Source organism: Caulobacter sp. FW305-C-30-S16, from assembly GCF_058783025.1.
The window spans coordinates 25751-37430 of record NZ_JBYSYH010000005.1 but is presented as its reverse complement, the minus strand read 5'-3'; the positions used below and the strand labels follow the sequence as shown (position 1 = coordinate 37430).

At 69.5% G+C, this 11680-nt stretch carries 13 protein-coding genes; 3 read left to right on the top strand and 10 right to left on the bottom strand.

The window, feature by feature from the left end; translation table 11 throughout:
- Window positions 1–116: 116 nt before the first annotated feature.
- Entirely contained in the window at window positions 117–605 is a 489-nt protein-coding gene (purE, locus tag AC3WJT_RS16545) for a 5-(carboxyamino)imidazole ribonucleotide mutase (RefSeq protein ID WP_492344233.1), read from the top strand.
- Window positions 602–1681: a 5-(carboxyamino)imidazole ribonucleotide synthase gene (locus AC3WJT_RS16540; RefSeq protein ID WP_492344340.1), complete on the top strand. Its 1080-nt coding sequence runs from the start codon at window positions 602–604 to the stop codon at window positions 1679–1681. Before purE ends, AC3WJT_RS16540 begins: the two co-directional genes overlap by 4 nt.
- 129 nt (window positions 1682–1810) lie before the next feature.
- On the opposite strand, the gene AC3WJT_RS16535 is transcribed toward AC3WJT_RS16540, so the two are convergent.
- Entirely contained in the window at window positions 1811–2443 is a 633-nt protein-coding gene (locus AC3WJT_RS16535; RefSeq protein WP_492344232.1) for a COQ9 family protein, read from the bottom strand.
- A 162-nt stretch (window positions 2444–2605) separates the two neighbouring features.
- On the opposite strand from AC3WJT_RS16535, the gene rpsU reads away from it, so the two are divergent.
- Window positions 2606–2845, top strand: a complete 240-nt coding sequence (gene rpsU, locus AC3WJT_RS16530; RefSeq protein ID WP_488899740.1) for a 30S ribosomal protein S21 — start codon at window positions 2606–2608, stop codon at window positions 2843–2845.
- 199 nt (window positions 2846–3044) lie between these two features.
- Here the strand turns inward: rpsU and AC3WJT_RS16525 are convergent, their stop codons facing one another.
- The 9 genes from AC3WJT_RS16525 to AC3WJT_RS16485 all read right to left on the bottom strand — a co-directional run bounded on the left by AC3WJT_RS16525 (window position 3045) and on the right by AC3WJT_RS16485 (window position 11613).
- Entirely contained in the window at window positions 3045–4319 is a 1275-nt protein-coding gene (locus AC3WJT_RS16525; protein ID WP_492344231.1) for an ABC transporter permease, read from the bottom strand.
- Window positions 4316–5239, bottom strand: coding sequence for an ABC transporter ATP-binding protein (locus tag AC3WJT_RS16520; protein WP_492344230.1), 924 nt, complete (start codon window positions 5237–5239; stop codon window positions 4316–4318). The genes AC3WJT_RS16525 and AC3WJT_RS16520 overlap by 4 nt, the downstream gene beginning before the upstream one ends.
- Window positions 5240–5264: 25 nt before the next feature.
- Window positions 5265–6143: an alpha/beta fold hydrolase gene (locus AC3WJT_RS16515; protein ID WP_492344229.1), complete on the bottom strand. Its 879-nt coding sequence runs from the start codon at window positions 6141–6143 to the stop codon at window positions 5265–5267.
- 113 nt (window positions 6144–6256) lie between these two features.
- Entirely contained in the window at window positions 6257–7120 is an 864-nt protein-coding gene (locus AC3WJT_RS16510; RefSeq protein WP_492344228.1) for a M23 family metallopeptidase, read from the bottom strand.
- Between the two features lie 264 nt (window positions 7121–7384).
- A complete protein-coding gene (locus AC3WJT_RS16505) occupies window positions 7385–7792 on the bottom strand; it encodes a DUF1801 domain-containing protein (RefSeq protein ID WP_492344227.1) in 408 nt (135 codons plus the stop codon).
- 235 nt (window positions 7793–8027) lie between these two features.
- Window positions 8028–9449 (bottom strand): NAD(P)(+) transhydrogenase (Re/Si-specific) subunit beta, encoded by a 1422-nt coding sequence (locus AC3WJT_RS16500; protein WP_492344226.1) that lies wholly within the window; start codon window positions 9447–9449, stop codon window positions 8028–8030.
- A gap of 25 nt (window positions 9450–9474) precedes the next feature.
- On the bottom strand, window positions 9475–9831 hold the full coding sequence (locus tag AC3WJT_RS16495) for a proton-translocating transhydrogenase family protein (RefSeq protein WP_492344225.1): 357 nt from the start codon (window positions 9829–9831) through the stop codon (window positions 9475–9477).
- Between the two features lie 11 nt (window positions 9832–9842).
- A complete protein-coding gene (locus AC3WJT_RS16490; RefSeq protein WP_492344224.1) occupies window positions 9843–11249 on the bottom strand; it encodes a Re/Si-specific NAD(P)(+) transhydrogenase subunit alpha in 1407 nt (468 codons plus the stop codon).
- Window positions 11250–11382: 133 nt separating this feature from the next.
- Window positions 11383–11613 carry an aa3-type cytochrome c oxidase subunit IV gene (locus AC3WJT_RS16485; RefSeq protein ID WP_492344223.1) on the bottom strand — a complete coding sequence of 77 codons (231 nt, stop codon included), beginning with the start codon at window positions 11611–11613 and terminating at the stop codon, window positions 11383–11385.
- Window positions 11614–11680 lie beyond the last annotated feature (67 nt).

Genomic DNA, 11680 nt, shown 5'->3' with positions numbered 1-11680 from the left:
GTTACCCACCCGTATGGGAATCTGACGCATCGGTTGCGGCGTCACAAGCGGCGCCTATACTCCGCGACCTTCCAGCACAGGGATTTCCGGGTGGCTGGGCAGGGGATGACATCGAAATGAGCGCAAGCCCGCCGGTCGCCATCATCATGGGCAGCCGCTCTGACTGGCCCACGATGAAGCACGCCGCCGACAGCCTCGACGCGCTGGGCGTGGCCTATGAGACAAAGATCGTCTCGGCCCATCGCACGCCGGACCGGATGTTCGCCTTCGCCCGGGGGGCCAAGGCCGCCGGGGTGCAGGTGATCATCGCCGGGGCCGGAGGCGCGGCGCATCTGCCGGGCATGACCGCCTCGATGACCGATCTACCGGTGCTGGGCGTGCCGGTGGAGAGCAAGCTTCAGAACGGCCTCGATTCGCTGCTGTCGATCGTCCAGATGCCGGGCGGCATTCCGGTCGGGACCCTGGCGGTCGGCGCGGCGGGGGCCAAGAACGCCGGCCTGCTGGCCGCCCGCATCCTGGCGCTGTCCGATCCGGCCTTGGCCGGGCGGGTGGCGGCCTATGCCGCGAGCCAGACCGAGGCCGTGGCCGAAACGGTCGAGGACTGATGCCTTTTCCGCTGCCTCCGGGTTCGACCATCGGCATTCTCGGCGGCGGGCAGCTGGGCCGGATGCTGGCGCTGGCCGCCGCGCGGCTCGGGCTGGACGTGGTCATCCTGACGCCGGACGCGGGCTCGCCGGCCTCGAAGGTCGCCCGCGAGACCCTCGTGGCGGCCTATGACGATCCGGCCGCCCTCGCCCGCCTGGCGGCGCTGGCCGATGTGGTCACCTACGAGTTCGAAAATGTGCCGGCAGCGACCGTCGAGGCGCTGAACGGCCTGGGCGCGCCGACCGCGCCGGGCCAGTTGGCGCTGGCGGTGGCGCAGGATCGTGTGGCCGAGAAGCGTTTCCTCAATGAAGCGCAGTCGCCGACCGTGGCCTTCGCGACCATCGACGGCGCGGCCGATATTGTCCCCGCCCTGCCCCGCATTGGTCTGCCCGCCCTGCTGAAGACCCGCCGCGAGGGCTATGACGGCAAGGGCCAGGCGTGGATCCGCGCGGCCGACGAGGCGGAGGCGGCCTTCGCGTCGGTGGGCGGCGTGCCCTCGATCCTCGAGGCGCGGGCGGCCTTCATCCGCGAGCTGTCGATCATCGCGGCGCGCGGGCGGGACGGCCAGACGGCCTTCTATCCGCTGTCGGAGAACGTGCACGAGGGCGGGGTCCTGCGCACCACCTTCGCCCCGGCCCGCGTCACGCCCGCGCTGCAGGCCGAGGCCGAGCGGATCGCCGGCGAGGTGCTGGGGCGGCTGGACTATGTCGGCGTCATGGGGATTGAGCTGTTCGACCTCGGCGACGGGACGCTGCTGGTCAACGAGATCGCGCCGCGCGTCCACAACACCGGCCACTGGACCCAGGACGGCTGCGAGGTCGACCAATTCGAGCAACACATCCGCGCCGTGGCCGGATGGCCGCTCGGCGACACGACTCCGGCGGTCTCGGTCGAGATGACCAATCTCCTGGGCGACGAGGTGCTCGACTGGGCGACGCTCGCCGCCGATCCCGACGCGCGGCTGCATCTCTACGGCAAGGGCGAACCCCGTCCGGGCCGGAAGATGGGGCATGTGAACCGGGTGAAGCGGCTTTAGAGCGTGCGTGGTTCGAGACGCTCGGCTGATGCCTCGCTCCTCACCATGACGAACACCTTTGAAGCCCGACGCTTTACGTCATCCTGAGGAGCGAGCCCCCAGGCGAGCGTCTCGAAGGACGCAATTCAGCTACCCGAACCGCACCTTCGCCAGCGCGCCGGCGAAGTCCTTGGCCAGGTCAGACGGCTTGAAGCCGGCCTTCCACTTCTCGAAGTCCATGACGTTCTGGATACGGGTGTCGAGGACCTCCAGCGCGTCGGCGCGGCCGGCCTGGAGGTCGAGCGCCATGACCTGGACCAGGATGCCGCTGAGGATCGCGCGCTTGGAGTAGTGGTTCTCGTCGGTCGCCGTGTCGCCGGCCCAGCGCCAGAGGCCGTCCGCCGTCTCCCAGACCAGACGCAGGGCCAGCGGCAGGTTGGTCGGCAGGGCGAGGAAGCCGGCCCAGCGGCGCAGCGCCTCACGGTCGGCGGCCGCGGCGTCGAGCCGGGCGATGACGGCGGTGCGAATCCGCTCGCGAATCTTCAGGCCACCGGGATCAGGCAGGGCGGCAAGGGCGGCGGCGTCGTGGCGCCGCGACAACAGGGCGGCCAGATCGCGTGCGCCATTCGGCAGCAACAGCTCGCAGTCGCCCGCCGACAGGCCGGCGGCCCTGGCGGCGGCGAACGTGGTCGCGCGGCCCCAGCCCTTGGCGGGAGCCAGCTTGATGGCCTCGTCCAGAACCTGCTGCTCGGTCCGGACGGCCCAGTCGTCGGGTGCGGTCATGGCCTTGTAATACACCGCCTCGCGCGCGCCGTCGCCGATAGACAAGCCCGCCCGCCTCTGCTATCTCGCGCGCCTCGCCACGGGAGGCTTCTCTCGGGGCAACCCATTATTCGTCCGCCATGCCGCACGGCTAGCGGCGGGCCGTACGAAGGAGAGTCTCCCCTGGTTCAGATTTTCGTCCGCGACAACAATGTCGACCAGGCGCTGAAAGCCCTGAAGAAGAAGATGCAACGCGAAGGCTCGTTCCGCGAAATGAAGCGGCACGTGGCTTACGAGAAGCCTTCGGAAAAGCGCGCCCGTCAAAAGGCCGAAGCGGTTCGCCGCGCCCGCAAGCTGGCTCGCAAGCGCCTGCAGCGTGAAGGCCTGATCGCCGCCCCGAAGAAGCCCGCTCCGCGCGGGTAGGCTTCGCGCCGATCCAGATACGTCAAAGGGCCGTCCGGGCGACCGGGCGGCCCTTTTGCTATGCGTTGGTGCGTGGTTCGAGATGCTCGGCTGATGCCTCGCTCCTCACCATGACGAGGAAAGCGCCAGCCACCACTGCTCGTCATCCTGAGGAGCGATCCCTCAGGATCGCGTCTCGAAGGACGCAACGACGGTTTTGCTACTCCCCGCCACGCACCCTCATGATCAGGCCCTTCAGGTCGATCTTGCCGGTCGACAGCGCGCCGGTGCGGAACGCGCGGCCGGCGACCCAGACGACGAGCGCCACCGTCAGCGCCATCAGGGTTCCGGTGCCCAGCACCTGCCACAGCGGCGGCTCGCTGGCCGCGCGGGCGGTCATCAGGAACGGCGTGAACGGCGGGAACCAGGACAGCGCTTCCAGCATCGGCGAGTCGGGCCGGCGGATCGCCTGGGTCAGGAAGATCACCGGGATGGTCAGCAGCGCCATCACCGGCCCCAGCAGGGTCTGGGCCTCGCGCGTCGTCTCGCAGAACGAGCCGATGGCGGTGAAGATCGCCGCGTACATCAGATAGCCACCGACCAGGTAGAAGAGGAAGTAGAAGATCAGCCCCTTGCCCATCAGCACGGCGGCGACATCGGCGGCGACGTCGGGCTGGGCCGCGACGAGCAGGGAGCCGCCGACGCCGGCCCAGACGGCCAGCACGGTCAGGGTCACGCCGGCCACGCCAAGGATCTTGCCGAACATGATCTCGGGCACCGAGGCCGAGGCCAGAAGCACCTCCAGCACCCGGTTGGACTTCTCCTCGATGACGCTGTTCAGCAGGATGCCTGCGCCGGTGAAGATCATCATCCACAGCAGCATGGCCGCGCCGAACCCGACGATGCCCGGCAACCGGTCGCGGAGCGCGACCTTTCCGCCGCCGCCGGCCTTGGGCGAGAAGGACGCCACCTTCGGCTCCAGCGCCTGGGCCGCCTTGAGCGAGGCGGGATCCACGCCGAGCTTCGCCAGCCGGCGCGTCTGCATCTCGTCCGCGACCGCGCCGCTGACACGCCGCTCCAGGGATCGGTCGGCGAGATTGTTGCTCCAGAAATCGATCGTCACCGTCTCGCCGGCGCCCTTGATGATCGCCGCCGCGCCGAGCACGGGGTCGCCCGGCTTCGGATAGCCGTCGGTCATCCAGCCCCGGACCTGCGCGTCCAGGGGCCGGGCCTGATCCGGCGCGGCTGACACCACCACGGCGGTCGGCTTGCCCTCCGTCGCCTGCTCCAGCGCGCGCGCCACGGGATCGCGCAGGGCCTCGCCCGACTGGTCGATGATGGCGATGGTCGGCAGGGGCGAGGTCTTTTCCAGGTACGCCGGCGCGCCGAACGACAGGGCGCCGACCACCGGCATCATCAGCATCGACAGCCAGAAGCCGACCGTGCGGACATAGGCGCCGTACTCGCGGCCGGCGATGCGGAGGAGGCGCATCATTGGCCCGCCTCCCCGCCGGTCAGGGCGATGAAGGCGTCGTGCAGACTGGGCTCGCGCATTTCGAAACGGTGGATGTCGAGGCCGCCGGCGAAAGCCGCGCGCAGGGCGTCCTGGCCGGCAGCGCCCTTGCCGAGGGCGGCGGTGAAGCGGGTCCCGCCGTCTTCCAGCGCCTCGCTGGTCACGCCGGACACGCCCGGCAGGGCGGCGACGTCGGCCGCGTCCAGCGCGCCCTCCAGCACCAGCGCGCGCGGCGCGTGGCCGCGGGCCTCCAGCACCGAGCCGTCAAACACCTTGGAGCCGGCGGCGAGAAGCACGACCTGGTCGCAGAGCCGCTCGGCGTGCTGCATCACATGGGTGGAAAAGATCACCGTCGCGCCGCGCGCGGCGAGGTCGCGGATGACCTGTTCCAGCGTCTGTTGATTGACCGGGTCGAGACCGCTGAACGGCTCGTCGAGGATCACCAGTTCCGGCTCATGCACGATGGCGCTGATCAGCTGGACCTTCTGGGCCATACCCTTGGACAGGTGGCGGATCTGGCGTTTGGCGGCGTCGCCCAGGCCCATCGCCTCCAGCATGGTCGCCGCCCGCCGGCGCCCCTCCGCCGTCGGCAGCCCCTTCAGGCCGCCGAGAAAGGCGATCGCGTCGATCGGGGTCATGCGACGGTAGAGGCCGCGCTCCTCGGGCAGGAAGCCGATCCGTTCGCGCACGGACCGGGCGTCCGGCGCGCCGAGCAGGTTGATCGTTCCGGACGTGGGCGCGACCAGGCCCAGCACCATACGGATGGTCGAGGTCTTTCCCGCGCCGTTCGGCCCAAGGAAGCCCAGGATCTTGCCCCGCCGGGCTGAGAAGGAGAGGTCGTTCACGGCGGTGAAGTCGCCGTAGCGCTTGGTCACCCCGGAAAGTTCAAGCGCCGCGTCCATGGTCCCGCCGAATCGAAGCTGTCGCCTATGACTTAACGGCTGCTGCGTCGCGAACGAACAGCACCGCCTTCACGATCTCGTCCGCGAAGGTCTCGCCGAGCAGGGTGGCGTGGCCGGCGGCGTCGACATTGGCGATGAACGGGCTTTGCGAGGCGCGCGCGGGGGCGGTCTGGACTTCGCGCCAGGCCTCCCGGCCGGCGCTGGGACCGGCGGTGACCACGGCCACCGGCCATGTCGGATCGTAGCCGGGCAGGTCCGCCGCCTGCTTCGAGGCGGTCAGCCACTGGGTCACCTCCTCGGCGGACCAGCGATTGTGGGCGCCCGAGGCGAAGGCGCGGCGCTTGTCGCGGGCGGCTTCGGCGGGCAGGCCGATTCGATCGCCCATCCAGGGCGACACCGGCTTGAACAGGCCCGTTGAGGCGGTCCAGCCCGCCAGCTTTGACGCCGTCCCGAACCGGCCGATCCAGGTGCGGGCGATCGGGCTGTCGGCGGCTTCCGGCGTGGCGGCGTCGACCAGCACCAGACCGGCGACCTTGTCGGGGTTGCGACCGGCGAACAGCCGTCCGTAGAGGCCGGCCATCGAATGTCCGACGTAGATGTAGGGCCCGGGCTCGCCCGAGGCGGCGAGCATCTTCTCGAAGTCTGACGCCACAGCCAGGCCGTCGCGCGGGCGGGGGCCGGGGTCCGACTGGCCGAGACCGGCCCGGTCATAGGCGCAGGAACGCACGCCGCGCGCCGCGAGCCGGGCCTGGACCGCGCCCCAGTCGGCGGACAGGCCGAAGGCGCCGGCCTCGAACACCACGACCGGCTTTCCCCCGGCCGGGCCGGCGCAGACCATGTGCAGGGAGCGCCCGCCAATATCGATCATCCGGCCGCGCAGCGGCGTCTGGCTGGCGGCGGACATCAGGCCTCCGAGGGCGATGAGAACAAGGAGAGCGAGGACGAAACCCGCCGTCCCCCGAGCGGCGAACTTGAGCATGCCGCTAATCTAGTCGTCCGTCGGTGAACGAAAAGCCCCTAGCCCGCGGACGGGGCCTCATGCGCGTTGGCGGCGGCCTCGGCCGGCGACGCGGGGGTCGGACGGCGCGGGGGCGGCGCGTTGGTCGCGGCCTCGACGGGCAGGATCGTCGCCCGCACCCGGACATCGGCCCGGACGGGCTGGACGATGCCGCCGTCGGTCTTTCGGACAGCCGCAGCGCCGGTCGGCCAGGTGGACACCTGGGCCACGCGCACCCGGCGAGAAACACGCGCCGCGGCGGTCAGGGGCAGATCGGCCGCGGTGGCGAACGTGCGGCCGACGAACGCCGTCGGGTCGAGCGGGCGACCATCCTGGCGGATCTCGAAATGCAGATGGGCGCCGGTCGACCGGCCGCTTGAGCCGACGAAAGCCACGACGTAGCCCGCCGGCACGACCATACCGGGCTTCAGGCCTTTCGCGGTGCGGCCCAGGTGGGCGTAGAGCGAGGTCAGGCCGTCACCGTGCGAGACCTCGACGAACCGGCCGTAGCCGCCGTCGACGCCCGTGCGGAGGATCGTGCCGGCCAGGGTTACGCGGATCGGCGTGCCGATCGGGGCGGCGATGTCGACGCCCTCATGCAGGCGGCCGCCCTCTTCCCAGGGCATCTTGCGCAGTCCGAACGGCGAGTTGACCGCAAAGCCGGTCAGGGGCGAGGCGAAGGTGAACTTGGGCTGGGCGATGTGCGGCCGGGCGGCCGGCAGGGACGGCGCGACAGCGGGAACCATCCGGGCGGCGCGCTCCTCGCGGGAGGGCAGGCTGGCCTGGGCGGACGCCACGGCGACGGCGCCCATCAGGACGGCGGCGAGGCCGGTGCCGAGCAACGGCGGAAAGCGGCTCTCGCGGGACAGCAAATCACGGAACAAGGGTCGGCCTCGTAGACTGTTGTCGAGCTATACGCGCGGTGCGACGAGGTCTGACGCACCAGCTTCGACGTTCAATGAGAATGAGGCCGGGCATATGCTGGCCAAACCCGGCGAGACTATGACCGGGAGGGGCGGGTTCTATTCTCTGGAGGGTGAAGAGGCAACCCCGGCCAGGCCGCGCGGGATTGCTGTGGCATTCACCGTTGCTCTGCAGAGGCAGGCGTTAGTCTGGTCGACAAGACGACGGGCCCGCGCAAGTGACCGTCAGACAGGGTACTTCTCGCGCATCATCCGGACCGACTCCGAGGCCAGCTCGCGCAGCACGCCCATGTCCACATCCGCGAGGCGGTTGAGGTACAGGCAGGAGGCGCCGGTCTTGTGTTTGCCGAGCCGCCCGAGCAGGTCGGCCTGCGCCTCGAAGCCGGGCATCATGTAGAGGACCAGGTTGGCCTTGCGCGGCGAGAAGCCGATCCGCGGCCAGTCGCCGGTCGGGCCCTTGTAGGACCCGTAGCCGACAATGCTCGGCCCCCACATGATGGCCTTTTCACCGCTGATCTCCGCCATCATGGCGGCGACGACCTTGCCGTCCTCGCGCCGGCCGGGATGCTCGACCGCATCGAGGAAGTCGGCGACGGAGGCGTCAGTGGGTTTGGTCTTGGGTTCGGATGCCATGGCTTTCGGTCCTTCCTGCCCGGCCAGCCTAGCCAGATCGGCGCTCGGACAGAAGGGTCTGGCGCCCGGGCGCGCATCGCTTCGCCGCTTCCCGGTTCGGACCCTCGCTATCGGGGAGGCAGCAGGGACACGTACCGAAGGCGGTACATGTCCCCGAGCCCTGCCGCAGCATCGGAAGCCCGCCATGGATCGCCTGGCGGAGCATGACTGCGGGGCCGAGCGGCTCGACGAGCCCCTAGAGGTTCTTCACGATCCCTTCGACCATCTTCTTGGCGTCAGCGAACAGCATCATGGTGTTGTCGCGGAAGAACAGCTCGTTCTCGACGCCGGCATAGCCCGAGCTCATGCCACGCTTCACGAACAGCACGGTCCGCGCCTTTTCGACATCGAGGATCGGCATGCCGTAGATGGCGCTGGTGGTGTCGGTCTTGGCGGCCGGGTTGGTCACGTCGTTGGCGCCGATGACGAAGGCGACGTCGGCGGTCGGGAACTCGGCGTTGATGTCTTCCAGCTCGAAGACCTCATCGTACGGCACGTTGGCTTCGGCCAGCAGCACGTTCATGTGGCCCGGCATGCGGCCGGCGACGGGGTGGATGGCGTACTTCACCTCCACGCCCTCTTCCTTCAGCTTGTCAGCCATCTCGCGCAGGGCGTGCTGGGCCTGGCTGACGGCCATGCCGTAGCCGGGGACGATGATCACCTTGGAGGCGTTCTTCATGATGAAGGCGGCGTCTTCGGCGCTGCCCTGTTTCACGGGGCGGGTCTCGACCTTGCCGCCGGCGGCCGCCGCGCTGTCGTCGGCGCCGAAGCCGCCAAGGATCACCGAGATGAAGCTGCGGTTCATCCCCTTGCACATGATGTAGCTGAGGATGGCGCCCGAGCTGCCGACCAGGGCGCCGGTGATGATAAGGGTGACGTTCTCGAGCGTGAAGCCCAGCGCCGCCGCTGCCCAGCCGCTGTAGCTGTTGAGCATCGAGACCACGACGGGCATGTCCGCGCCGCCGATCGGGATGATCAGCGTGATCCCGATCAGCAGGCTGAGAGCGAAGATCGCCCAGAAGGCCCAGATGGCCGTGCCGCCGCTCATGATCAGCACCACCGTCAGGGCGACGATGCCGCCCAGGATGGCCAGGTTCAGCAGGTGGCGGGCGGGCAGCAGGATCGGCGCGCCGCTCATGTTGCCGTTCAGCTTGGCGAAGGCGATCACCGAGCCGGTGAAAGTCACCGCCCCGATGGCCAGGCCGATGGCCAGCTCGATCAGCGACTGCAGGTGGATATGGCCGGTCGCCTCGTCGACGATGCCGTAGGCGGCGGGCGTGTAGATGGCGGCGACGGCCACCAGACAGGCGGCCATGCCGACCAGGCTGTGGAAGGCGGCGACCAGCTGCGGCATCGAGGTCATGGCGACCTTGCGCGCGATCACCGCCCCGACGATGCCGCCGATGGCGACGCCGCCGGCGATCAGGCCCAGCGTGATGGTGTCGAGCTTGTTCTCGCCCCAGAGCGTGGCGAGCGTGACCCCAACGGCGATGGCCATGCCGATCATGCCGTTGCGGTTGCCCGCCTGGCTGGTCACCGGGCTGGACAGCCCCCGCAGCGCCAGAATGAAGAGGACGCCCGAGGCGATGTAGAGCAGGGCGGCGATGTTGGCGTTCATGATGTCAGATCCCTCGAACGCGCGCTCAATGGCCGCTCTTGCCCTTGGCGGGCTCTTTCTTTTTGTACATCGCCAGCATGCGCTGGGTGACCAGGAAGCCGCCGAAGATGTTCACCGCGGCGAAGGCGGCGGCCAGGGCGCCGGCGCCCTTTGAGATCCAGACGTTGGTCGGGATCGCCCCGCCGCCGGCGAGGTCACCGCCGCCGCTGGCAGCCGCCGCGAGCAGCGCGCCGACGATGATCACCGAGGAGATGGCGTTGGTCACGGCCATCAGCGGCGTGTGCAGGGCGGGCGTCACGCTCCAGACCACATAGTAGCCGACGAAGATCGCCAGCACGAAGATGGCCAGGCGGAAGACGGTGGGATCGACGGCGGTTTCCATCTTCGCGCTCTCTACTTCTTCTTCGGGGCGGACTTGGCGGCCGGCTTCGCAGCCGGCTTGGCGGGGGCCTTGGGTTTGGCGGGCGCCTTGGCGGCGGCCTTGGCGGGAGCGGGCTTCGCGGCAGGTTTCGCGACCGGCTTCACGGCAACCTTGGCCGCCGGTCTGGCAGCAGCTTTGGCGGCAGGTTTCGCGGGGGCCTTGGGAGCAGCCTTGGGAGCGGCCGGCTTAGCCGCCGCCTTTGCGGGCGCGGCCTTGGCCGGAGCAGCCGCCTTCGAGGCCGCCGGAGCACTCTTCAGCTGCTCATGAACGATCGCCCCGCCGTGCGTGACCAGCGCGGCCTTGAGGATCTCGTCCTCCAGGTCCGGCGCCAGCTTGCCCTCCTTGTCCAGCAGCAGCACTGCGAAGGCCATCAGGTTGCGGGAATAGAGGGCCGAGGCGTCGGCGGCGATGCGGCCGGGCAGGTTGGGCATGCCCATGATCTTGACCCCGCCGGGGGTGACGAAGTTCTGGCCGAGCTTGACGCCCTCGACGTTGCCGCCCTGTTCGACGGCCAGATCGACCAGCACCGAGCCGGGCTTCATCGAGGCCACCTGGGCGGCGGTCACCAGACGCGGCGCCGGCCGGCCCGGGATCAGGGCCGTGGTGATGACGATGTCCTGCTTGGCGATGTGCGAGGAGACCAGCTCGGCCTGCTTGGCCTGGTACTCCTTGGACATCTCCTTGGCGTAGCCGCCGGCGGTCTGGGCGTTTTTGAACTCCTCGTCCTCGACGGCGAGGAACTTGGCGCCCAGCGACTCGACCTGCTCCTTCGTGGCGGGACGCACGTCGGTGGCCGTGACCACGGCGCCCAGGCGGCGGGCGGTGGCGATGGCCTGCAGGCCGGCGACGCCGACACCCATGACGAACACCTTGGCCGCGGCGACGGTGCCGGCGGCAGTCATCATCATCGGCATGGCCCGACCATAGGCCTCGGCGCCCTCGATCACGGCGCGATAGCCGGCGAGGTTGGCCTGGGACGACAGCACGTCCATGACCTGGGCCCGCGTGATCCGGGGCACGAACTCCATGGCGAAGGCCGAGGCTTTCGCTTTCGCCAGCGCGTCGAGGGTGGCGCGGTCCTGGTAGGGGTTGAGGGTGGCGACGACCGTGGCGCCGGGCTTCAGCGCGGCGATCTCTTCGGCCTCCGGGCCGCGCACCTTGAACAGCACGTCGGCCTTGGCCAGCGCGTCCTTGAGCGATTTCACGACGGTCGCGCCCGCCGCGGCGTAGTCGGCGTCGGGGAAGGAGGCCGTGGTTCCGGCGCCCGCTTCAACCGTCAGCGACCAGCCGGCGGCGATCAGCTTCTTGACGGTCTCAGGAGTCGCGGCGACCCGCGTTTCACCGGCTCGACGTTCGCGGGTGACGGCGATGACTGGCATGGAACTCCCCATCCGGACGCGTTTCGAGTCGCGTCCCTGAGGAGCTTGTTTAGGGGATGATCTTGCCCGTTGTCGAGCCTGTCGATGGTGCGATGCGAAAAACTATGCCGCGCCGCAGCATCGGGGGCGGGATTTAGTGCCCGCCGCCCTTCTTTTCGCGCAGGAAGAAGATGCCCGCGGCCGCCAGGACCACGCCCGGGATCAGGCCGCCGAGGAAGCCGGCCGGGGTGCAGAACCACAGCGTCAGCATCAGCAGCGCCACGGCCAGCGCCAGCGAGCCCCACTTCGTCATACCCATCACGGCATGATAGGTGGCCGTCTGCTCGGAGATATCCATCTCGCCGCGGTGATATTCGGAAGCCATCGGTGTTTCCTGCGATCTGATGGGCCGGGATTACTATGGGAGGGGCGTTGGCTCAAGGGGGCGGTTA

Excerpts from the sequence above, each read along its gene's own strand:
- purE (WP_492344233.1), top strand. The coding sequence starts at position 117 with ATGAGCGCAAGCCCGCCGGTCGCCATCATCATGGGCAGCCGCTCTGAC.
- AC3WJT_RS16535 (WP_492344232.1), bottom strand. The coding sequence starts at position 2,443 with ATGACCGCACCCGACGACTGGGCCGTCCGGACCGAGCAGCAGGTTCTG.
- AC3WJT_RS16525 (WP_492344231.1), bottom strand. The coding sequence starts at position 4,319 with ATGATGCGCCTCCTCCGCATCGCCGGCCGCGAGTACGGCGCCTATGTC.
- AC3WJT_RS16520 (WP_492344230.1), bottom strand. The coding sequence starts at position 5,239 with ATGGACGCGGCGCTTGAACTTTCCGGGGTGACCAAGCGCTACGGCGAC.
- AC3WJT_RS16515 (WP_492344229.1), bottom strand. The coding sequence starts at position 6,143 with ATGTCCGCCGCCAGCCAGACGCCGCTGCGCGGCCGGATGATCGATATT.
- AC3WJT_RS16505 (WP_492344227.1), bottom strand. The coding sequence starts at position 7,792 with ATGGCATCCGAACCCAAGACCAAACCCACTGACGCCTCCGTCGCCGAC.
- AC3WJT_RS16500 (WP_492344226.1), bottom strand. The coding sequence starts at position 9,449 with ATGAACGCCAACATCGCCGCCCTGCTCTACATCGCCTCGGGCGTCCTC.
- AC3WJT_RS16495 (WP_492344225.1), bottom strand. The coding sequence starts at position 9,831 with ATGGAAACCGCCGTCGATCCCACCGTCTTCCGCCTGGCCATCTTCGTG.
- AC3WJT_RS16490 (WP_492344224.1), bottom strand. The coding sequence starts at position 11,249 with ATGCCAGTCATCGCCGTCACCCGCGAACGTCGAGCCGGTGAAACGCGG.
- AC3WJT_RS16485 (WP_492344223.1), bottom strand. The coding sequence starts at position 11,613 with ATGGCTTCCGAATATCACCGCGGCGAGATGGATATCTCCGAGCAGACG.